General features: G+C 69.0%; 19 protein-coding genes and 1 pseudogene. 4 read left to right on the forward strand and 16 right to left on the reverse strand.

What is annotated here, in order from left to right:
• The 3 genes and pseudogenes from HUS56_RS01100 to HUS56_RS17405 all read right to left on the reverse strand — a co-directional run.
• A pseudogene (locus HUS56_RS01100) lies at positions 1 to 592 on the reverse strand (hypothetical protein); the annotation flags it as partial.
• A complete protein-coding gene (pyrE, locus tag HUS56_RS01105; protein ID WP_173921667.1) occupies positions 592 to 1155 on the reverse strand; it encodes an orotate phosphoribosyltransferase in 564 nt (187 codons plus the stop codon). The gene pyrE and the pseudogene HUS56_RS01100, both read right to left, overlap by 1 nt.
• 173 nt (positions 1156 to 1328) lie before the next feature.
• Positions 1329 to 1451 carry a hypothetical protein gene (locus HUS56_RS17405; RefSeq protein ID WP_256368771.1) on the reverse strand — a complete coding sequence of 41 codons (123 nt, stop codon included), beginning with the start codon at positions 1449 to 1451 and terminating at the stop codon, positions 1329 to 1331.
• Between the two features lie 138 nt (positions 1452 to 1589).
• Here HUS56_RS17405 and HUS56_RS01110 point away from each other — a divergent pair, with 138 nt between their 5' ends.
• A complete protein-coding gene (locus tag HUS56_RS01110; protein ID WP_173921578.1) occupies positions 1590 to 2507 on the forward strand; it encodes a LysR family transcriptional regulator in 918 nt (305 codons plus the stop codon).
• Between the two features lie 12 nt (positions 2508 to 2519).
• Here HUS56_RS01110 and HUS56_RS01115 read toward each other — a convergent pair whose 3' ends face one another.
• Positions 2520 to 2669: a hypothetical protein gene (locus tag HUS56_RS01115; protein WP_173921579.1), complete on the reverse strand. Its 150-nt coding sequence runs from the start codon at positions 2667 to 2669 to the stop codon at positions 2520 to 2522.
• Between the two features lie 59 nt (positions 2670 to 2728).
• On the reverse strand, positions 2729 to 3616 hold the full coding sequence (locus HUS56_RS01120; RefSeq protein ID WP_173921580.1) for an N-acetyltransferase: 888 nt from the start codon (positions 3614 to 3616) through the stop codon (positions 2729 to 2731).
• Between the two features lie 128 nt (positions 3617 to 3744).
• On the opposite strand from HUS56_RS01120, the gene HUS56_RS01125 reads away from it, so the two are divergent.
• Positions 3745 to 4554 (forward strand): enoyl-CoA hydratase/isomerase family protein, encoded by an 810-nt coding sequence (locus HUS56_RS01125; protein WP_173921581.1) that lies wholly within the window; start codon positions 3745 to 3747, stop codon positions 4552 to 4554.
• Positions 4555 to 4583: 29 nt separating this feature from the next.
• Positions 4584 to 5063, forward strand: a complete 480-nt coding sequence (locus HUS56_RS01130; RefSeq protein ID WP_254431227.1) for a CinA family protein — start codon at positions 4584 to 4586, stop codon at positions 5061 to 5063.
• Between the two features lie 11 nt (positions 5064 to 5074).
• Here HUS56_RS01130 and HUS56_RS01135 read toward each other — a convergent pair whose 3' ends face one another.
• From HUS56_RS01135 to HUS56_RS01175, 9 genes are all read right to left on the reverse strand, one after another.
• Positions 5075 to 6607 carry a CoA-acylating methylmalonate-semialdehyde dehydrogenase gene (locus HUS56_RS01135; RefSeq protein ID WP_254431228.1) on the reverse strand — a complete coding sequence of 511 codons (1533 nt, stop codon included), beginning with the start codon at positions 6605 to 6607 and terminating at the stop codon, positions 5075 to 5077.
• Positions 6604 to 7935: an aspartate aminotransferase family protein gene (locus HUS56_RS01140; RefSeq protein ID WP_173921582.1), complete on the reverse strand. Its 1332-nt coding sequence runs from the start codon at positions 7933 to 7935 to the stop codon at positions 6604 to 6606. The genes HUS56_RS01135 and HUS56_RS01140 overlap by 4 nt, the downstream gene beginning before the upstream one ends.
• A 199-nt stretch (positions 7936 to 8134) precedes the next feature.
• Entirely contained in the window at positions 8135 to 9292 is a 1158-nt protein-coding gene (locus HUS56_RS01145) for an ABC transporter substrate-binding protein (protein WP_173921583.1), read from the reverse strand.
• A gap of 55 nt (positions 9293 to 9347) precedes the next feature.
• Entirely contained in the window at positions 9348 to 10181 is an 834-nt protein-coding gene (locus HUS56_RS01150; protein WP_173921584.1) for an ABC transporter permease, read from the reverse strand.
• Entirely contained in the window at positions 10178 to 11062 is an 885-nt protein-coding gene (locus HUS56_RS01155; RefSeq protein WP_173921585.1) for an ABC transporter ATP-binding protein, read from the reverse strand. The genes HUS56_RS01150 and HUS56_RS01155 overlap by 4 nt, the downstream gene beginning before the upstream one ends.
• Positions 11059 to 11910, reverse strand: coding sequence for an ABC transporter permease (locus HUS56_RS01160; protein ID WP_371808281.1), 852 nt, complete (start codon positions 11908 to 11910; stop codon positions 11059 to 11061). The genes HUS56_RS01155 and HUS56_RS01160 overlap by 4 nt, the downstream gene beginning before the upstream one ends.
• Positions 11911 to 12029: 119 nt before the next feature.
• On the reverse strand, positions 12030 to 13046 hold the full coding sequence (locus tag HUS56_RS01165) for a TIGR03842 family LLM class F420-dependent oxidoreductase (RefSeq protein ID WP_173921587.1): 1017 nt from the start codon (positions 13044 to 13046) through the stop codon (positions 12030 to 12032).
• 114 nt (positions 13047 to 13160) lie between these two features.
• Positions 13161 to 14597 carry a dihydropyrimidinase gene (hydA, locus tag HUS56_RS01170; protein ID WP_173921588.1) on the reverse strand — a complete coding sequence of 479 codons (1437 nt, stop codon included), beginning with the start codon at positions 14595 to 14597 and terminating at the stop codon, positions 13161 to 13163.
• Positions 14598 to 14712: 115 nt separating this feature from the next.
• The gene (locus tag HUS56_RS01175) at positions 14713 to 15561 is read right to left on the reverse strand and encodes a nitrilase-related carbon-nitrogen hydrolase (RefSeq protein WP_173921589.1); all 849 of its coding nucleotides are present in this window, start codon (positions 15559 to 15561) and stop codon (positions 14713 to 14715) included.
• A 205-nt stretch (positions 15562 to 15766) separates the two neighbouring features.
• Between HUS56_RS01175 and HUS56_RS01180 the strand changes: the two genes are divergently transcribed.
• Positions 15767 to 17176, forward strand: a complete 1410-nt coding sequence (locus HUS56_RS01180) for a PLP-dependent aminotransferase family protein (RefSeq protein ID WP_254431229.1) — start codon at positions 15767 to 15769, stop codon at positions 17174 to 17176.
• Between the two features lie 39 nt (positions 17177 to 17215).
• Here HUS56_RS01180 and HUS56_RS01185 read toward each other — a convergent pair whose 3' ends face one another.
• Together HUS56_RS01185 and HUS56_RS01190 are read right to left on the reverse strand one after the other, a co-directional pair.
• Positions 17216 to 18412 (reverse strand): ATP-binding protein, encoded by a 1197-nt coding sequence (locus tag HUS56_RS01185; protein WP_173921590.1) that lies wholly within the window; start codon positions 18410 to 18412, stop codon positions 17216 to 17218.
• Positions 18413 to 18539: 127 nt separating this feature from the next.
• Positions 18540 to 20645: an elongation factor G gene (locus tag HUS56_RS01190; RefSeq protein ID WP_371808282.1), complete on the reverse strand. Its 2106-nt coding sequence runs from the start codon at positions 20643 to 20645 to the stop codon at positions 18540 to 18542.
• Positions 20646 to 20706: the final 61 nt, after the last annotated feature.

Raw genomic sequence — 20706 nt, forward strand, 5'->3', positions numbered from 1 at the left:
ACCCGGCAGGGGCGGTGATGGGCGCCGTGGGGTGCGCGGGCGGCGTGAAGGACTGACGCGCCACCGGTGGCTGGTGCGGTGGCACAGCCTGCTGGGGCGGAACCGGGTCGGACGCGCCATGGAACGCCTCACGGATCGCGTCCTCGGACTCGAGGTCGCCGGCCTTCCACGTGAGTGCGAACGGGGCCGTGGGGGTGACCGGACCGGGCGGAGCTGAGGCTGCCGGCCGCGCGGGCGCCGGCGCCGGCGGCGCCTCGCCGGGCTCGTCGATCGTGAAGGGCGGGCTCCATCGGGCATCGTCGGCATTCGACGCAGCCGGCCCATCCGCGACCGAGAACCAGTCGAGCACCTCCTCGCCCTGCGACGGCGGCTCGGACGCCGCCTCGAGGGGAGGCTGCGAAGCCGTTGGCGGGGCGACTCGCTGCTGCGGAGCGACGTCGGGCGCGGCATCCACCTGGGCCATCGGCTCGATGGCCGGCTCGACGTCGGGCTCCTCCTGCTCGTCGATACCGGCGTTCGCGAGCTGTGCGAGCAACCAGTCGGTGTCGTCGGGCTCCGTGCCGTCGTGACGCTCTCTGCCGTCGTCGTTCATCAGGGCAGTCCCAGGTCTTCCAGGCCGATGGCGGCGAGGTACGGCACACCAGCCTGCTCGATGGCCTCGCGAGCACCGGTGTTCCGGTCGACGACGACGGCGACGGCGACCACCTCGGCGCCGGCGGCGTTGAGCGCCTCGATGGCCTTCAGCGGCGAGCCGCCGGTCGTCGAGGTGTCCTCGAGCACGACCACGCGCTTTCCCGCGACATCGGGACCCTCGACCTGCTTGCCGCGGCCGTGGTCTTTGGGCTCCTTGCGCACGACGAAGGCGTCGTAGGCGAGCCCGCGCGCGGCACCCTGGTGCAGCACCGCGGCCGCGATGGGATCGGCACCCATGGTCATGCCGCCGACGGCGGCGACATCGGGGATCTCTGCGATGAGATCGAGCATGACCTGGCCGATGAGCGGGGCCACTCGGTGATCGAGGCTGACCTTGCGGAGGTCGACGTAGTACGACGCCTTCTTGCCGCTGGTCAGGGTGAAGTCGCCATGGAACACCGCATCGGCCGAGATGTGGTCGATGAGCCGCCGACGCGCGTCGGTGCTGTTGAGAGGCGTCATGGTCACCCGAATACTCTACGTCGGCGGCGCTCCGACGTCAGAGTCGGATGCCGCACCCAGCCGTTGCGGCGCCGGAGTCGTACGGGCTGGAACGACGAAGGGCCGTGTCGCGGAGTGTCCCTCCCCCACGAAACGGCCCTGCATCGGGACGGTGCCGGTGCGCTGGCGACGACCTAGACGGTCTTCGCGAACGTCTCGCGCGGCTGGCGACGGTAGCCGTCGCGGCCGGTGACCACGAACGAGCTGACGATACCGACGGCGGACACGATGCCAAGCATGAGCATGACGGTGAACACGTTGGTTCCTTTCGAAGAAGTGGCGTTTGTTCGTCGAGCGACGGATGCGCCGTTGCACGTGTTCGACGTACTTATTGTTGCGCAGGAAACTTTGCAGCACAAGCTCACGATGCTTCATGGACGATGTAGCATTACTACATGGATGTGCGACGGCTCGACCTGCTGAGAGAACTCGCCGAGCGCGGCAGCGTGACCGCCGTCGCAGAGGCGACCGGGCGCACTCCGTCGGCCGTGTCGCAGCAGCTCAAGGTGCTCGAACGCGAGGCCGGCATGCCGCTCACCGAGCGGAGCGGCCGCGGCCTGGTGCTGACGAGCGCCGGCGAGGCCCTCGCGCGCAGTGCCGCCGACGTCGCGGTGGCGCTCGAGCGCGCCTCGGCCCTGTGGGACGAGTTCCGCAATGATCCCAGCGGCCGTGTCACGCTGCTCACGTTCCCCACCATGGGCGCCGCCGTGCTTCCGGGCGCGCTCACCGACCTGCAGGCGGTCCCCGACCTCGAGGTCGAGGCGACCGACCTCGACCCTGAACTCGCCGAGTTCGCCGATCTCACCTCCGACTACGACATCGTGCTGGCCCACACCATGCCCGGCGTGCTGCCGTGGGGCGGTCGCGGGCTCACGGCTGTGCCGCTCCTCACCGAGCCGCTCGACATCGGCCTGCCCGCCGACCACCGACTCGCCGGCCGGGCCTACGTGACGCCGGCCGACCTGGTCGACGAGACGTGGCTCGGCGTGCCGCCCGGGTACCCGTTCGAGCGCATCCTCCACGCAATAGAACAGCAGGCCGGGCGACGCGCGACGGTGAGCCAGCGCTTCAGCGACATGCGCATCATGGAGGCGTTCATCGAGGCCGGGTTCGGCATCGCGTTCGTGCCGCGCTATACCTCGAGCCGGGTTCCGTCGAGCATCGTGCTGAAGCCGATCCGCGGCGTGGAGTCGTCGCGCCTGATCGTGGCGCTGATGCGCCCCGACGTCGCAGAGCGACTCGCCGTGCGCACCGTCGTCGACGCGCTCGTCACGCGCGCCGCGCGCCTGGCCGAGACCCGCGCCACCGCCTGACTCAACGATGGCTCAGGCGACGACCGTGAAGACCACCGGCGTCCGCCGTGGCTCGGCGACGCTCGGTGCGCCATCCATTCGCTCGTGCGTGACGTCGGCGGACCCGAGGCGGTCGACGAGGGCATCGAGGTCGGATGCCACCGGCACAACGACCCCGACCAACCCGAGCCCGAGCGTGGTCGGCCGAGCCTGCGCACCCGCGCTGCCCCGAGTGTTCGCTCTCAGGCGGTGCGGCGCAGGTCGGCGACCTGCTGACCCGCCGTGAATCCGGCAGCGAGATACGTCGCCACCGCCCCGAGGTTCGAGCTCTCGGCGCCCACGACGGCGCTGGATGCACCCATTTCGCGGAGAGCCGACGCAGCAGCCATGGTGATCGCGGTGCCATAGCCATGGCCTCGGTGGTCTCGCCGCACTCCCATCGGTTCCACCAGCCCGGGGCGACCTGGCCCTGCCGACCATACCGTGACGACGGCCACAGCTTGGCCACGATCATCGAAGGCGGCCAAGGTGCGCGCCGAGGCTCTGAACGGACCCGTGGTCATCGTTCGCCACCTTCTCGCGTACGCGCTTCGTTCCTCAGGGGTGAGCGGGGTGTCCCGGAATGCCGACGAGTGAACCTCGACGAACGCATCGGCTTGGCTCAGTCCGATGGTCTCCACACGTACAGCGGTGGCTGGCACCGGTTCGGAGAGATCGCGACGCAGTGACGTCCACAACTCATCCGGCTGCCATCCATGCTCCACGAGCAACCCCGACAATCGCTCGGCGCCTCGCGTTTCGATCGTTGCGTGGCCGGCATCGAGGACACCGCGCTGCGGGTCGTCCACGTCGATGGCGAGGTGACGTGCCAGCTGTTCTGCCGTTCCCTGATCAGGGTCGACGGCAATGCGCAGAAGCTGTGGACCGTCGAGCAGCCCGACGGCGAGGATCTGGCTCCCTGCCGACCAGATGCGGAGTGCCGCCGCAGTCGCGGCAGCGCCCTTTCTGGAGTACCAGCCCAGATCACCAGGATGGAGCTGCAGCGGCCCTTCGTCGCGCTGCCACCCGCCCAGCACACGTGCCACGTGTTCGAGGTCATGGATCGTCGGCGTGCTCACTGCGATGCTCACCAATCGATTGAACCGCGGAAACCATCCCTCACCGAATCAGCGGTCGTCGGCCGCCTGGGCTGTAGCCGACGTCCTCAGAAGTGGTCGCGGCCTTCACGCCTCAGACCACCTCACTAGACTCCACCTCCATGAGCGATGACGCGATCCTGTTCGACGTGACCGATGGGCTCGCCCACCTCACCCTGAACCGGCCGGCGCGGTTGAACGCCGTCGATCCCGAGGCGATCGGCCTGTGGCAGTCGCTCGCACACGAGATCGCCGACCGCGACGACATCCTCGCCGTGCTCTTCGATGCGAACGGACGCGCCTTCTGCGCCGGCGGCGACGTGCTGGCCATGTCGGCACTGGGGTCGGGTGAGGGGCGCGGGGACGCATCCGCCCACAGCACCGGCGAGGTCGTGCGCGCGCTGGCCGACCGCATCCACGACGGCCACCGCGTGCTCCGCGAGAGCACGAAGCCGATCGTGGCGGCCGTGCAGGGTCCGGTCGCCGGGGGTGGGCTCGGGTTCATGCTCGTCGCCGACATCATCGTGGCATCCGATCACGCGACCTTCGCGAGCCGGTACTCCGACATCGCACTCACGCCCGACTGCGGCGTGAGCACCCTGCTGCCCGAGGCGATCGGCACGCGTCGAGCGCTCGAGCTCACGCTCACGTCACGCACGCTCTCGGCGAGCGAGGCGCTCGACTGGGGACTCGTCGCCGAGGTCGTCGCACCCGACGCACTCGACACGCGAGCCCGGGAGATCGCGGACTCGTGGCTGAGCGGGGCGACCGCCGCATTCGGGCAGACCAAGCGGCTCATGCGCTCGGGGCTCACCCGAGACTTCCAGGACGCGCTCGACGACGAGGCACGCACCATCGGCGCCGCGATCGAGACGCCGGCGGCGCAGGCCGCGATCGCCGCGTTCGCCACGGGTCGGCGCATCGACCACTGAACGACCGAGGACCACCGAGGAGGGGACACGTGGAGGATCCGGCAGAGGAGTTCGCGCACATCGCCGAGGAGATCGCTCGGCGGGCCGGCGCGACTGGCATGACCGTCGCCGCAGCCGAGTCGCTGACCACGGGCGGCATCTCGAACGCGCTCGGCGCGGCACCCGAGGCATCCGAGTGGTACCGCGGGGCCCTCGTCGCCTACGCGGAGTCCGTGAAGCGCGAGGTCCTCGGGGTTCGGGCCGACTCGGTCAACTCGACGCAGTGCGCGCGCGAACTCGCGACCGGCGTCGCGAAGCTGCTCGATGCCGACGCCGCCGTCGCCGTGACGGGCGTCGGGGGCCCCGAGCCCGATGGCGACGAACCCGCCGGAAGCGTCTACGCGGCGGTCACGGTACGTGGCGACATCCGCGACGCCCACCTCCGATTCGAGGGCGAACCATCGGAGGTCGTGCACCAGACGGTGCGCGCCGCGCTCGAGATGCTGCGCGACGCGCTCCCGTCTGCGTGACGACCGCGCTCTCAGTCGTGCTGCGGGAACCCCAGGTTCAGGCCGCCGTGGCTCGGGTCGAGCCAGCGCGACGTGATGGCCTTCTCCTGCGTGTAGAAGTCGAACCCGCGCGCGCCGTATGCCTTGGCGTCGCCGAACAGCGAGTCCTTCCACCCACCGAACGAGTGGTACGCCACCGGCACGGGGATGGGCACGTTGATGCCGACCATGCCGACCGTCACCTCGCGCTGGAACCTGCGTGCCGCGCCGCCGTCGTTGGTGAAGATCGCGGTGCCGTTGCCGTAGCGACTCGAGTTGATGAGGTCGACGCCGTCTTCGTAGCCGTCGACCCGCAGCACCGACAGCACCGGGCCGAACACCTCGTCGCGATAGACCGCCGACGACGTCGGCACCTTGTCGACGAGGGTGGGGCCGAGCCAGAACCCGTCGGGGTCGCCGTCGACGTCGGGGTCGCGTCCGTCGACCACCACGGTGGCACCGTCGGATGCCGCGACGTCGACGTAACCGGCGACCTTGTCACGGTGCTCGCGCGTGATGAGCGGACCCATGTCGCAGCCGCGCGTGCCGTCACCGGTCTTCAGCCGGGACATCCGCTCGCGGATCTTCTCGACCAGCTCGTCGGCGATGGAGTCGACCGCCACCAGCGCCGAGATCGCCATGCAGCGCTCCCCCGCCGACCCGAAGCCGGCGTTCACCGCCGCGTCTGCCGCGAGGTCGAGGTCGGCGTCGGGCAGCACGAGCATGTGGTTCTTCGCACCGCCCAGCGCCTGCACCCGCTTGCCGTTCGCCGTCGCGGTCGTGTAGATGTGCTGCGCAATCGGCGTGGAACCCACGAACGAGATCGCACGGACGGTCGGATGCTCCAGCAGCGCGTCGACCGCGACCTTGTCGCCGTGGACGACGTTCAGCACGCCGTCGGGAAGGCCGGCCTCCTGCATGAGCTTCGCGAGCCACACTGCGGCAGACGGGTCTTTCTCCGACGGCTTCAGCACCACGGTGTTGCCGGTGGCGATCGCGAGCGGGAAGAACCACAGCGGCACCATCGCCGGGAAGTTGAACGGGCTGATGATGCCCACGACGCCGAGCGGCTGACGAACGGAGTACACGTCGATTCCGGTCGACACGTTCTCGGAGTACTCACCCTTCGTGTACCCCGGCATGGCGCAGGCGAGCTCGACGACTTCGAGCCCGCGCGCGATCTCGCCCGCAGCATCCGACAGCACCTTGCCGTGCTCGCTCGTGAGGATCGCGGCGAGATCATCGCTGCGTGCCGTCAGCAGCTCGCGGAACTTGAACATCACGGCCTGCCGCTTCGCGATCGAGGTGTCGCGCCACTTGGGGAAGGCGCGGGCGGCGGCCTGCACCGCGAGGTCGACGTCTTCCGTCGACGCGAAGCGCACGCGCTTGGTCTCGACGCCCTGGGCGGGGTTGTACACCGGTCCGCTGCGGTCGGACGACCCCTCGACGGATGCCCCGTCGATCCAGTGGTCGACGGTCTCTGTGCCGGCGGCGGCAGCCTGGGTTTCAGTCATTGTCTGGCTCATGAGTCAGCCTCTCCTTCGAGCGCAGTGCTCAATACTTCATCGTAGATCGCCATGGCCTGGGCGACGTCGTCGGCGGTGACCACACAGGGCGGCACCACGTGGATTCGATTGTCCTGCACGAACGGCAGGAGCCCGCGCTCGACCATCGCGGACTTGAGACGCCCCATCACGGCCGCGGGGAGCGGCTCACGTGAGTCGCGGTCGGCGACGAGCTCCATCGCCCAGAACACGCCCTCGCCGCGCACCTCGCCGATCACCGCGTGCTTGTCGGCGAGCTCGGCGAGCGCCGGGCCGATCTCGGTCTCGCCGATGACGCGGGCGTTGTCGACGATGCCCTCCGACTCCATCGCGTCGAGTGCCGCCACGATCGAGGCCATCGCGAGCGGATGCCCCGAATATGTGAGCCCACCCGGGAACACGCGGTCGTCGAACATCGCCGCGATCGGATCGGAGATGACGACCCCGCCCACCGGGATGTAGCCCGAGTTCACGCCCTTCGCGAAGGTGATGAGGTCGGGGCGCACGTCATAGCCGTCGAGCGCGAACCACCGGCCGGTTCGGCCGAAGCCCGCCATGACCTCGTCGAGGATGAGCATGATGCCGTCCCGGTCGCAGAGCTCGCGCACGCCCGCCAGGTACCCCGGCGGGGGCAGCATGATGCCGGCGGTGCCGGGCACCGTCTCGAGCAGCACCGCCGCGATCGTCGACGGGCCCTCGGCCTCGATCACTCGACGCAGATGATGCAGCGCGCGCTCCGACTCCTGCTCGGGCGTCGTCGACCAGAACTCGGAACGGTAGAGGTAGGGACCGAAGAAGTGCACATGCCCGCGCGCGTACTCGTTCGGGATGCGGCGCCAGTCGCCGGTCGAGACGATCGCGGCCCCCGTGTTGCCGTGGTACGACCGGTAGGTCGACAGGACCTTGTCGCGCCCGGTGTACAGGCGCGCCATGCGGATGGCGTTCTCGTTCGCGTCGGCGCCGCCGTTCGTGAAGAACACCTTGTGGAAGCCCGACGGCGCGCGGTGGATGATGCGCTTGGCGGCCTCACCCCGGGCGAGGTTCACGGTCGAGGGCGCGATGGTCGTGAGCAGCTCCGCCTGCTCCCGGATCGCCTGCACGACGGCCGGATGCTGATGGCCGATGTTGACGTTCACGAGCTGGCTGGAGAAGTCGAGGTACTCACGTCCGGCGTGGTCCCAGACGCGGCATCCGCGCCCGCTCGCCACCACGAGCGACGAGAGCTGGGACTGCGCCGACCACGAGTGGAACACGTGATCGCGATCGAGCGTGCGGGCGAGCTCGTCGAGGTCCTCGGCGAGATTGGTCATGGCTTCCTTGCCTTTCATTCGGGGGATGTTCTCGCATCCGGTGATCGAGGAGCGCGCCCGGCGCAGCCGGACCGTACCGAGACCGGCGATCGATCCCGATACGCGTCGCCTGACGGCGGCGCAACTCGATCAGCGATGGGAGCCGGATCTCGATGCGCGTCGCCCGACGGCGGCGCTCCTCGATCAGCGATGGGAGGGTTCAGTTGCCGCCCTCTTGGAGTTCGACCTCGATCGGCTCGAAGCCCTCTCCGGTGAGGTCGAGGTCTTCGCCTTCGAGCTCGTCGAGCGCCCGCTGGATGTACTCGTTGGTCCAGGCGGTCGCCGGCGGCTCCTCGGTGATGAGACGGGCGCCGGTCTCGTTCACGGCCGCGAGCGCGCCATCGACCGTCTTCTGGAACGCCGCCTCGTCGATCACGCCGATGCCGTCAGGCGCCGGCCAGATGAGCTTGTTGGTCTCGTTGACCATCCAGAGCTCGTGGCTCGGGCCCCAGCCGGAGCCGGCGGCGATGGTGATCTCCGACGCCTCCTCGGGGTTCTCGGCCGCGTAGATCCAGCCCTTGATGACGGCTTTGAGGAACGCGACCGTGGTGTCCTGGTACTCCTCGTCGTTCTCGAGACGCTCGGTGTCGGCCCAGATCGCGTCCTGGAGCATGGCGCCCTCGGTGTCCTCGTAGTTGATGACGTTGAAGTCCTCGGGCTGGTAGAGCTCGCCGGTGTCGGGGTTCACCGTCTCGAGGAGCTGCGCGTACTCGTTGTAGGTCATCGCCTGAGCCGCGTCGATGTCGCCCTGCAGGAACGCGTTCATGTTGAAGTCCTGCGTGATGATCTGCACGGTCGTCGAATCGAGTCCTTCATCGGCCATGGCCGCGAAGATCTCCCACTCGTTGCCGAAGCCCCACGATCCGATCTTCTTCCCCTCGAAGTCCGCGACCGAGGTGATGCCCGAATCGGCCCACGACACCTGCAGCGTGCCCGAGCGCTGGAAGATCTGTGCGATCTCGGTGAGGTTGGCGCCCTGCTCGATGGAGCCGAGCACCTTCGGCACCCAGGCGATCGCGTAGTCCACGTCGCCGTTCGCGAGCGCGTCCTGCGGCACGATGTCGCCGCCCGAGGGGATGATCTCGACGTCGAGACCCTCCTCCTCGAAGTAGCCGAGCTCCTGGGCCGCGAAGTAACCGGCGAACTGGCCCTGGGGCAGCCACTGGAGTTGGAGCTTCACCGGCGTGAGGTCGCCGCCGCCGCCGTCGGCGCCGTCGGTCTCACCCGACCCGCCGCCGGCCGAACATGCGGTGAAGACGAGGGATGCCGCGAGCGCGAGCCCTCCGATCGTCGCGAGGCGACGTCTGCTGTGGTTCATGTCAGTGCCTTCCTGTTCTCGGTGCGTGCGGTGGTGGGGGTCTCGGGGCGGGTGGTCATCGCGGCCCCCTTCGAGGAGCGTGCGGCTGCAGCAGCCGTTCGAGGCCGAGCGTGACGAGGTAGAAGAGCAGGCCGAGCACGATGGATGCCACGACGTAGGCCCATGCCCGCGCGTATGCGCTCGACGCGGCCGACGTCGAGATCTGCGCACCGAGCCCACCGCGCGGGCCGCCGAAGTACTCGGCGACGAGTGCCGAGATGACGGCGAGCGACGAGGCGATGCGGATGCCCGTGAGGATGAACGGTCGCGCCGTCGGAAGGGTGAGCGTGCGCAGGACCTGACCCGACGTCGCGGCGTACGCCTTCATGAGGTCGCGGTGCACTGGTTGCGTCTGCCGGAAGCCGCGCAGCGTGTTCAGGAACACCGGCACGAACGACGCGAGCGCCGCGATCGCCTGGCGGCCGAACTGGCTGTCGGCGCCGAACATCGAGTTGAGCACGGGCGCCAGGGCGACGATCGGGATCACCGCCAGCGCCGCGACCAGCGGGGCGCTCATCTGGTCCATCGCCCGCCAGCGGGCCGCGAGGGCCGCGAGCAGGATGCCGAGGATGGAACCCACGATCAGGCCGACGAGCGAGTTGATGCCCGTGATGAGCATCGCCGCCGCGATCGACGGCCAGTAGGCGATGAACTCCTCGATGATCGAGGCGGGGCTCGGCAGCAGGTAGTCGGAGACACCGACGACGCTCACGAGGAACTGCCAGATGCCGAGCACGATGAGCCCCACGGCGATGGGCGCGACGACGCGCAGGGTCGTCTCGGTGCGCGGGCTCATGCGTCGCGAACCGGGTCGTCGGTCGCCCACGGGCACGGACGCGGTGGCCGTCATCTCGTCTCCACTCCGCGGGCGCCGGACGCCACCGGGGAGCCGCCGTGCAGGGCCTCGCGCACCGCAGTGACCATGTCGAAGAACGCGCGCTCTTCGCGCAGCTCTTCAGTGCGCGCAGCCCGTCTGGCGTCGGCACCGAGCCGCATCGGGACGATCTCGCGGATGCGGCCGGGCCGCGGCGACATCACCACGACGCGGTCGGAGAGGAACACGGCCTCGGGAATCGAGTGCGTCACGAACACGACCGCGGCCCCCGTCTCGGCCGAGATGCGCACCAGCTCGGTCTGCATCTTCTCGCGCGTCATCTCGTCGAGGGCGCCGAACGGCTCGTCCATGAGCAGCAGTCGCGGTTGCTCGGCGAGCGCGCGGGCGATCGCGACGCGCTGCTGCATGCCGCCCGAGAGCTGATCGGGATAACGGTCGGCGAAATCGGCGAGGCCCACCATCTCGAGCAGCTCTGCCACGCGGGAGGAACGGGCGGCGGATGCCACGCCATGCAGCTCGAGCGGAACGGCGACGTTCGCCGACACCGTGCGCCAGGGCAGGAGGCCGGCCGACTGGAACGCGATGCCGTACTCCTGGTCGAGTCGAGCCTGCTTGGCCGACTTCTCGAAGACGGTGACGCTGCCCACGCTCGGCTCATCGAGATCGGCGATGAGCCGCATGAGCGTCGACTTGCCGCAGCCGCTCGGGCCGATGAGCGAGACGAACTCACCGGCTGCGACGCTGAGGTCGACGGACTCGAGCGCGTGCACGTCGCCGGCACGGGTCTGGAACACCTTGTCGACACCGCTCACCTCGACCGCGGCCTCCGCGGGCTGAGGAGGCGCGCCGGCGCCGTCTCGAAACCCGGGGCCGGTCTGGGACTCGTGAAGGCTCATGCGGCCTCCTCCGTTCGTCGGTAGTTCTTGAGGATGACGCCGAGCAGTGCGACGGAGCCCGCGGCAACGAGCCCGAGCACGATCGCGCCGAAGATCGGTCCCCATGCCTTCGCCGGGTCGCCCGACGCCTGGCCGGCGAACTGGATGAGCAGGCGCCCGATGCCACCCTGCAGGCCGGTCGACACCTCGGCGACGACGGCGCCGACGACGGCGTTGGCGGCCCCGAGCCGGAGTGCTGGGAGCAGGTAGGGAACCGCCGCCGGGAACCGCAGCTTGACGAGCGTCGACCAGTAGCCGGCCGCGTACACGTGCATGAGCTCCTCGTGGATGCGGTCGGGCGACTGGAGCCCCTTCAGCGCTCCGACCGCGATGGGGAAGAACGCGAGGTAGCTCGCGATGAGGGCGACCGACATCCAGTCCTGCCATTGGAAGGAGCCGATCTCGACTCTCGAGCCCCAGCTCTTCACCACGGGCGCGAAGGCGATGAGCGGAACGGTCTGACTGAGCACGATCCACGGCAGCAGGCCCCATTCGGCGATGCGCCAGCGCTGCATCACGAGGGCGAGCCCGATCCCCACGACGAGACCGACAAGCCAACCCACCGCGGCGATCCCCAGCGTCGTGAGCGCTCCGAGGGTGATGACGAGCCAGAGCGGCTGCGCCGAAGCCGAGCGTGTGACCGGTTCGGCGAGACGGGCGAGCATGTCCCAGACGTGCGGCATCGCGAGGTCGGTCGACCGGGGCAGCACGCGGGCACCGCCGATCACCACGCCATCGGCCGGGGCGAGCAGCTTGTAGCCCTCCCAGATGAGCACGACGACGAGGATTCCGACGACCCCCCACAGCACGGTCAGGAGCCGGCGGGTCGAGGAGCGTGAAGGGCGTCTCGAGACCCTTCGGTCGCCCGGCTCGCCGGGTCTCGAGACACGGGCTTCGCCCGTTCCTCGACCAGCAGATTGGACGGTCGTCATGCCTTGGCCGTGATGTGCTCGGACATCGCGGGGATCACGGTCTCCCCGTAGACGCGGAGGGTCTCCTCCTTGTTGTCGTGCTGCAGGTAGCCCGCGAACTGGTCGACGCCGAGTTCCGCCAGCTGCCTCAGCTTGTCGATGTGCTGGTCGGCCGTGCCGAACAGGCAGAAGCGGTCGACGATCTCGTCGGGGACGAAGTCCGTGTGCACGTTGCCGGCTCGCCCGTGCTCGTTGTAGTCGTAGCCCTCGCGGCCCTTGATGTAGTCGGTCAGGGCGTCGGGCACCGTGCCGTGCTTGCCGTACTTCGCGACGATGTCGGCGACGTGATTGCCCACCATGCCGCCGAACCACCGGCACTGGTCGCGCATGTGCTCCCAGTCGTCGCCGATGTAGAACGGCGCCGCCACGCAGAACTTGACCGACATCGGGTCGCGGCCCGCCGCCTCCGCGGCATCCCGCACATGCTTGATCATCCAGGCGGCGATGTCGACGTCGGCGAGCTGCAGGATGAACCCGTCGCCCACCTCGCCAGCCACGGTCAGGGCCATCGGCCCGTACGCCGCGACCCAGACCTCCAACTCGGATCCGCGACTCCACGGGAACTGGATCGTCGACCCGTTGTACTCCACCGGACGCGAGTTCGCCAGTTCCCTGATCACGTGGATCGACTCGCGAAGCTCCTTGATCGTGGTGGGCTTGCCGTTGGTGACCCGCACGGCGGAGTCGCCCCGCCCGATTCCGCAGACAGTGCGGTTGCCGAACATCTCGTTGAGGGTCGCGAACACCGACGCCGTCACCGTCCAGTCGCGCGTGGCCGGGTTGGTCACGAACGGGCCCACCTTGATGCGGTCGGTCTCGGCCAGGATCTGGCTGTAGATGACGTAAGGCTCCTGCCACAGGATGTGGGAGTCGAACGTCCACACGTGCGTGAACCCGTGCACCTCGGCGAGCTTCGCGAGCTGGACGGTGCGGGACGCCGGCGGGTTGGTCTGGAGGACCGCTCCGAATTCCATCCCGTGCTCCTTTCGTGTTCTGTGGGTTGAGGAGCCGCCGCAGGCGGCGTCTCGAAACCATCGGGTTCGGGTTTCGAGACGGCGCTGACACGCCTCCTCAACCCGCAGGGGTGTTCAGATGAGGTACTGACTCAGGCCGCGCTTGAGGAAGCGGCCGTCGCCCTTCGCGCCGAGGTACTCGTCGCCGTCCACGACGACCTTTCCGCGCGAGAGCACCGTGTCGACGTGGCCGTCGATCTCGTAGCCCTCCCACGCGGAGTAGTCCATGTTCATGTGGTGGGTCTTCTCGAGCCCGATCGACGTGTGGCCGTTCGGGTCGTAGACGACGATGTCGGCGTCGGCGCCGGGCTGGATGACCCCCTTCGTGCCGTAGAGGCCGAACATGCGGGCCGGCGTGGTGCTCGTGAGCTCCACCCAGCGCTCGAGCGTGATCTCACCGGTCACGACGCCCTGGTACATGAGGTCCATGCGGTGCTCGATCGAGCCGATGCCGTTCGGGATCTTGCGGAAGTCGCCGAGCCCGAGCTCCTTCTGGTCCTTCATGCAGAACGGGCAGTGGTCGGTCGAGACCATCTGCAGGTCGTTGGTGCGCAGCGCCTGCCACATCGAGTCCTGATGGCCCTCTTCGCGGCTTCGCAGCGGCGTCGAGCAGACCCACTTCGCCCCCTCGAAGGCGCCCCATTCGTCGCTCTTCGCACCGAGCTGGTCTTCGAGCGAGAGGTACAGGTACTGCGGACACGTCTCGCCGTACACGTTCTGCCCCTTGTCGCGTGCCCAGGCGAGCTGCTCGACGGCCTGTTTCGCCGACACGTGCACGACGTAGAGCGGCGCGCCCGTGAGTTTCGCGAGCATGATCGCCCGGTGGGTGGCCTCCTCCTCCATCTCCCACGCGCGGGCGATGCCGTGGTAGTACGGATCGGTCTTCCCCTGCTCGATGAGCTGCGCCGCGAGCACGTCGATCGCCGGACCGTTCTCGGCGTGCATCATCGTCAGCATGCCGGTGTCCCGAGAGACCTGCATCGCACGCAGCACCTGCGCGTCATCCGAGTAGAACACCCCCGGATACGCCATGAAGAGCTTGAAGCTCGACACGCCCTCGTCGGGGAGCCTCCTCATCGCGGCGAGCGACGCGTCGTTGACCTCGCCGACGATCTGGTGGAACCCGTAGTCGATCGCGCAGTTGCCCGACGCCTTCTCGTGCCAGGCGGCCAGCCCGTCTTCGATGCGCTGCCCGTACGTCTGCACCGCGAAGTCGATGATCGACGTGGTGCCGCCGTGCGCCGCCGCCCGGGTGCCCGATTCGAAGGTGTCGGATGCCTCGGTGCCGCCGAACGGCAACTGCATGTGCGTGTGCGCGTCGATGCCGCCAGGGATCACGTACTTGCCGGTCGCGTCGATGACCCGGTCGACGGATGCCGCGACATCCGTGCCCAGCAGTGTGCTCCCGGGCTCGAGCACGGCCCGGATCGTCTCGCCGTCGATGAGCACGTCGGCCGCGGCGCGCCCGGTCGCGCTCACCACGGTTCCGCCGGAGATGAGGGTTGTCGTCATGTGTGGAGCTCTCCTTCAGGTCTGCGGGTTGAGGAGGACGCGGAGCATCCGTCTCGAAACCGGTCGTTGAGGGTTTCGAGACACGCCTTCGGCGCTCCTCAACCCCCGGAGTGGACTACGGCTTGGGAATGGCCGTGTAGGAGTCGGGGCGACGGTCGCGGTAGAACTGCCACGTGTTGCGCACCTCGCGGATGAGGTCGAGGTCGAGGTCGCGGATCACGACCTCTTCATGCTCGTCGGAGCCGTAGTCGCCCACGAGGTTGCCGCGCGGATCGACGAACTGGCTCGAGCCGTAGAACGTCACGGCGAGGTCGCCGTACTCGTTGTCCTCGGTGCCGACCCGGTTGGGGGCAGCGACGAAGTACCCGTTGGCGGCGGCGGCGGCCGGCTGCTCGATCTCCCACAGGCGGTTCGACAGCGCGGGCTTCGTGGCGTTCGGATTGAAGACGATCTGCGCGCCGTTCAGTCCCAGTTCGCGCCATCCCTCGGGGAAGTGCCGGTCGTAGCAGATGTACACGCCCACCGGGCCGACGGCCGTGTTGAAGACGGGGTAACCCAGGTTCCCGGGCCGGAAGTAGAACTTCTCCCAGAACTTGTCGAGGTTCGGGATGTGGTGCTTCCGGTACTTCCCGAGGATCGTGCCGTCGGCGTCGACGACGACCGCGGTGTTGTAGTAGACGCCGGGCTGGTCCTCCTCGTAGATCGGGAGGATCATCACCATGCCGAGCTCCTTGGCGAGCGCTGCGAAGCGCTGCACGATCGGGCCGTCGGCCGGCTCGGCGTAGTCGTAGTACTTCACGTCCTCGGTGATGCCGAAGTACGGACCGTAGAACAGCTCCTGGAAGCAGATCACCTGGGCGCCCTGCTCCTTGGCCTGGCGGGCGAACTGCTCGTGCTTGTCGAGCATGGACTCCTTGTCGCCCGTCCACGTCGTCTGCGTGATGGCTGCTCGGACGATCGTCATGTTGCCTCCTGAGTCGGTCGGCGCCGTTGCCGTCGCCCGGTGCGTCGGTGCACCGGGCGGTGTCAGGGCGTCGAGGGGTGGATCGGTGTGCCGAAGGGGGGTGTGCCTCTTCTGTTATTGTTCGGCGTGAACATTTCTCTTGTGTTTCACTCCGTGACGCTGTGGTTAATGATCATGTCCTGTGCGTCGTGAGGAGGCAACGGTCATGTCGGATATCGGTGCGGATCTGCCGCCCCTGATGACACGCACGGCCTTTCCCGACACGAGCCCGCGTGGAATCGCCGGAGTCATCGCCCGCCTCGTCAACACCGGGGAGCTCGCCGAGGGCAAGCGCCTTCCGACGGTGCGCGACCTGGCCACCGAACTGGGAGTGAGCCCGGCGACCGTCAGCCAGGCCTGGCAGGCGCTCTCGCGGGCGGGCATCATCGAGTCGCGCGGTCGAGCGGGGAGCTTCGTGCGGCAGACGTCGCCGGGCTGGCTCGCACCCCGGATGCGCGGGATGGCACCGCCCAACGACCCGGTACGCTTCGACCTGTCACGCGGCACGCCCGATCCACTCCTCCTGCCGGCGATCGGACCGGCGCTCTCGCGCGTCTCGACCCGCGCCGAGACCGGCAGCTACCAGGCCGAACCGGTGATCCCGGCCCTCGCCGAGGTGCTCGCGGACTCGCTGCCGACGCGACCCGAGGCCCTGATGGTCGTCGACGGGGCGCTCGACGCGATTTCGCGCACGCTCGACGAGGTGCTTCGCTTCGGCGACCGGGTGGTCGTCGAGAGTCCCGGCTTCCCGCCGTTCCTCGACCTGCTCGACGTGCTCGGCGTCGAGGCCGTGCCCGTGCAGCTCGACGAGCACGGCGTGCTTCCCGTCTCGCTCGCGCGCGCCCTCCGTCTCCGTCCGGTCGCCGTGCTGCTGCAGCCGCGCGCGCAGAACCCCACGGGCGCGTCGATGACACCCGAGCGCGCCGCCGACCTCGCTCGCGTCATCCGCTCGGCTGCCGACGTCGACGACCTCATCGTCATCGAGGACGATCACTCGGGTCTCATCTCGACCGAGGGCGACGTCTCGCTCGGCACGTCGCTGCCCGGTCGGGTCGTGCACGTGCGCAGCTTCTCGAAGTCGCACGGCCCCGACCTCCGGATCGCCGCGCTCGGCGGCCCGCGCCAGCTCATCGACCGCATCACCGCCCGCCGCATGCTCGGCCCGGGCTGGACATCCCGGATGCTGCAGACGATCCTGCTCGACCTGCTCACCGACCCCACGGCCATCGGCGCCGTGGCGGACGCCAGGCGGCAGTACTACACGCGCCAGCGAGCCCTCGGCGACGCTCTGCGGGCCCGCGGCGTGGACGTGGTGCCCGCCGACGGCATCAACCTCTGGATGCCGGTGCTGAGCGAGCGATCGGCGCTCGTGCAGCTCGCGGCCGCGGGCATCCGCGTCGCCGCGGGCACGCCGTTCCTCGCGGCAACGGAACCGATGGATGCCGCGAACGGCATACGTGCTCGCACGGGCGGCGACTTCGTGCGCGTCACCGTCGGCGCGCTCCGCTCGGGCACCGAGGAGGTGGCGGACGCTCTCGCTGCCGCCGCGCAGCGCCTGGCGTGGCGCGGCTACTGAGCGCCGTGGATGAGTGCCGAAGCAGTGTGCGGAAGCGAACTAATCCAAGTACTTGCGGGTGATGAAGTCCGCCATTCCCGGAACAGTGAACGCCACGTAGCCACGGTCGGGCGCGAAGATATGGCCATTCTTGATCAGCTCATTCCGTGAGACCGAGAGGTCACTCGTGCGGGCCTTGCCTGTTCGGGCAACAAGCTCCTGGATCGCGGAAGGCTCGCCACCGTCGAGAGCCATCGCCTTCATCATCTCCCGTTGGGCAGGGGTCGCTCGGTCCCATCGCGACTGATAGAGGCCACGGTCGACCTCATCGCGCGCAAGCTGGATCCCGACTCTCGCATCGTCCTCATCGATGCGGTCGGCGATGGCGCGCGCCTCCCAGACATGCTTGCCGCACGCCTGGGCGAAATACGGATACCCGCCGATCGCCTCCCGCGCAATCTCGAGCGCCTGATCGTTCCACTGGACATTCCGCGCCTCTGCGGGCCGAACGAGCGCTGCCGTAGTCTCGGAGTCGCTCAATAGGCCGAGGCTCCGATAGTCATAGAGGCGTTCGGCATAGCTCGTGGCATCTGCGAGGACTGACGGAAGGGAAGGCAGGCCGGTTCCGATGAATAGGATCGGCACCGGACGCGGGGCCTGACCCAAGGTGTGGAGCGCGACGTTCAATCCATTGAGGTCGGTCCTCGACGCATCCTGCAACTCGTCAACGGCTACCATGACTCCCATTCCGAGTTCCCGCGCTGTCTCGCCGAGCTCCTCGAAGAGGTCGAGGATGTCCCGCTCGAAGTCGCCGGTGTCAGCCCGACCGGGCATCGCATCGATTTCGAAGCCGAACGAGTAGGTGCCGTTCGGGTCGACCTTCATCTGGAAGGATCGGAAGACTCGAAGCAGCCTTGTGACGCGTTCGCGGACTTGGTCGCCCGGACCCGCGAGCTTCCGAAGTTCGAGGTAGAGGGCTTGCGCAAGCGCTCGCTGCAGGCTGCCACCCGCGACCGCCTCCACCTTGATGGCGATCCAACTCCGCGAATCATGCGCGTTCCGCACGAACTCGTTGAGCAGCACCGTCTTACCGACTCCTCTGAGGCCCGAGATGACTACGGGTCGGTCGCCTTCGGACTCCTCGACAACTTGTCTCATCACGGAGCCGATCTGATCGAGTATCGCGTCTCGGCCGGCAAGCTCAGGTGGCACACGGCCGGCACCGGGGCGAAACGGATTCGAACCGTAGACCTCCACGTATCACCTTTCATATGCGTTTATAAGGACAGTTATTATACGCCTCGATAATTCCATAGACGTCGCTCGTCGACCAGCGTGCTCGGTGCGGCTCCGCAACGCCGCCTGGGGGATGATGCAGGGACGGTCAGACCTTGGCCGGGTTCGGCGCCTTCACGTACCGGTCGGGCGTGATGGTCAGCTCGGCCTGGCCGCCCGTCATGGAGCGCAGGTCGAGCACGTAGCGGGCGAGCTCGGCCTCGGGCACGCTCGCCACCACGCGCGCCCGGCCGTCGTCGGCGGTCTCGGTCGCGCTCACCCGGCCGCGGCGACCCGACAGGTCGGTGAGCACGGTGCCCTGCAGTTCGGGCGGCACCGTCACGGTGACGGTCGACACCGGCTCGAGCAGCACCGTGCCGGCCTCGGCGAGCGCCGCTTTCACCCCGATCGACCCCGCGGTGCGGAACGCCATCTCGGACGAGTCGACCGAGTGCGCCTTGCCGTCGTAGAGCTCGACCCGCACGTCGACGACGGGATGCCCCTGCGGTCCGCCCGTCGCCAGCGCATCGCGTGCACCCTTCTCGACGGCCGGGATGTACGTGCGCGGCACCGCTCCGCCGACGACCGAGTCGACGAACTCGAACCCCTCGCCCGGGGGGAGCGGCGAGACGCGCAGCTGCACGACGGCGAACTGCCCGTGGCCCCCCGATTGCTTCTTCAGCTTGCCCTCGACGTCGGCCGAGCCGGCGATCGTCTCGCGATAGGCCACCGGCGCCGGAGCCGTGTCGACGTGCACGCCGAAGACGCGCGCGAGGCGTTCCACCGCGACGGCCACGTGCATGTCGCCGAGACCGCGCAGGACCGTCTGGTCTCCGGCCCGGTCGATGACGAGCGTGGAATCCTCCGCCACGAGCCGCGAGAGCGCCGTCGACATCTTCTCGTCGTCGGACTGCGAGACCGGCGTGAGGCTCACCGCGAACACGGCCGCACGGTTGGGCAGCGGCGCCGGGCGCGCGGTGCCGCTCGCGCGCGACCACAGCAGGGAGCCCGACGGCGACCCCGTCAGCTTGGCGACGGCACCGACGTCGCCCGCGCGCAGCACGTCGACCGGCAGGTGCTCGGCGCCGCGCAGCCGGAACAGCCCGTGGATGCGCTCGTCGGCCCCCGTGGTCGCGTTGTGCAACCGGTCGCTCGGACGGAGCACGCCCGAGAGCACCTTGAGCATCGACACCTGCCCGACGAAGGGGTCGGCCACGGTGCGGAACACGTGCACGAGTGTCTCGCCGTCGGGGTTCGGCGCGACCTCGAGTTCGGTGCCACCCGTGCCGTCGTCGGCGCCACCGATCACGATTCGCGCCTCACGCTCGAGGGCCGACGGCGACAGCGCGCAGACCAGGTCGGCGACGCGGTCGACCCCGGTGCCGGTGACGCCGGAGCACACGACGACCGGAACCGCGCCGCCCGACGCGACCTCGCGGGCCAGCGAACGCTCGAGTTCCTCGACCGACGGCTCCTTGCCCTCGAGATAGGCCTCGAGCTGCTCGTCGTCGTGGGAGACGATCTCCTCGGTGACATCGAGGTGCATCCGGTGCTCCTCGTCGGCGACCTCGGCCGGCACCGGTCCGTCGTGATGGTGGCCCGTCTCGTCGTAGTCGAGCGCCTGCTCGCGAAGCACGTCGGCGACCCCGTGGAACGACTGCTCCTCGCCGAGCGGCAGTTCGAGCGGCCACAGGTGCTGGCCGAATGCGGAGCGAAGCTCGGCCAGCACGCGGTGGAAGTCGGCGCGCGCCTTGTCCTCCTGGGTGATGACGACGATGCGGGGAACTCCGGCGGCCTCCGCGGCGCTCCATGCGAACCGTGTGCCCGCCGTGACGCCGTCGACGGCGCTCACGACCACGAGCGCGACATCCGCCGCCGCCAGTGCCGTGTCGAGCGATCCGACGAAGTCCGCGCGCCCCGGCGTGTCGGCCAGCGTGATGGCGCACTCCTCGTCGCCGGTGGTCGGCCAGCTCAGGTAGGCAAGGGAGAGCCCGAGGGTCGTGCCTCTGGCGATCTCCTCGGGCTCATGGTCCAAGACCGTCGTGCCCTGCTCGATGGTGCCCACCCTCGGGATGGCACCCGCGCGATGCAACAGGGCTTCCGCCAGGGTGGTCTTGCCCGAGCCTGCTCCGCCCACGAGGGCGATGGTCCGGTGGTTCGAGGTGGGTACCGAGTTCATGAGGCCTCCCGCGCCGGTGCGGTTCCGTGCATCCATGGTGTACCCGTCGCGCCGGGATTACCAGAGCGAGCGGATGCCGCGGGCGCGAATCCGCCGC

This window comes from Agromyces sp. Marseille-P2726 (assembly GCF_902809835.1).
GTDB lineage: Bacteria > Actinomycetota > Actinomycetes > Actinomycetales > Microbacteriaceae > Agromyces.

Bases quoted from the DNA above. Each gene is read 5' to 3' on its own strand.
- HUS56_RS01125 (WP_173921581.1), top strand. From the start codon at position 3,745: ATGAGCGATGACGCGATCCTGTTCGACGTGACCGATGGGCTCGCCCAC.
- HUS56_RS01175 (WP_173921589.1), bottom strand. From the start codon at position 15,561: ATGACGATCGTCCGAGCAGCCATCACGCAGACGACGTGGACGGGCGAC.
- HUS56_RS01165 (WP_173921587.1), bottom strand. From the start codon at position 13,046: ATGGAATTCGGAGCGGTCCTCCAGACCAACCCGCCGGCGTCCCGCACC.
- HUS56_RS01155 (WP_173921585.1), bottom strand. From the start codon at position 11,062: ATGAGCCTTCACGAGTCCCAGACCGGCCCCGGGTTTCGAGACGGCGCC.
- HUS56_RS01145 (WP_173921583.1), bottom strand. From the start codon at position 9,292: ATGAACCACAGCAGACGTCGCCTCGCGACGATCGGAGGGCTCGCGCTC.
- pyrE (WP_173921667.1), bottom strand. From the start codon at position 1,155: ATGACGCCTCTCAACAGCACCGACGCGCGTCGGCGGCTCATCGACCAC.
- HUS56_RS01140 (WP_173921582.1), bottom strand. From the start codon at position 7,935: ATGACCAATCTCGCCGAGGACCTCGACGAGCTCGCCCGCACGCTCGAT.
- HUS56_RS01150 (WP_173921584.1), bottom strand. From the start codon at position 10,181: ATGACGGCCACCGCGTCCGTGCCCGTGGGCGACCGACGACCCGGTTCG.
- HUS56_RS01135 (WP_254431228.1), bottom strand. From the start codon at position 6,607: ATGAGCCAGACAATGACTGAAACCCAGGCTGCCGCCGCCGGCACAGAG.
- HUS56_RS01180 (WP_254431229.1), top strand. From the start codon at position 15,767: ATGTCGGATATCGGTGCGGATCTGCCGCCCCTGATGACACGCACGGCC.
- HUS56_RS01190 (WP_371808282.1), bottom strand. From the start codon at position 20,645: ATGGATGCACGGAACCGCACCGGCGCGGGAGGCCTCATGAACTCGGTA.
- HUS56_RS01110 (WP_173921578.1), top strand. From the start codon at position 1,590: ATGGATGTGCGACGGCTCGACCTGCTGAGAGAACTCGCCGAGCGCGGC.
- hydA (WP_173921588.1), bottom strand. From the start codon at position 14,597: ATGACGACAACCCTCATCTCCGGCGGAACCGTGGTGAGCGCGACCGGG.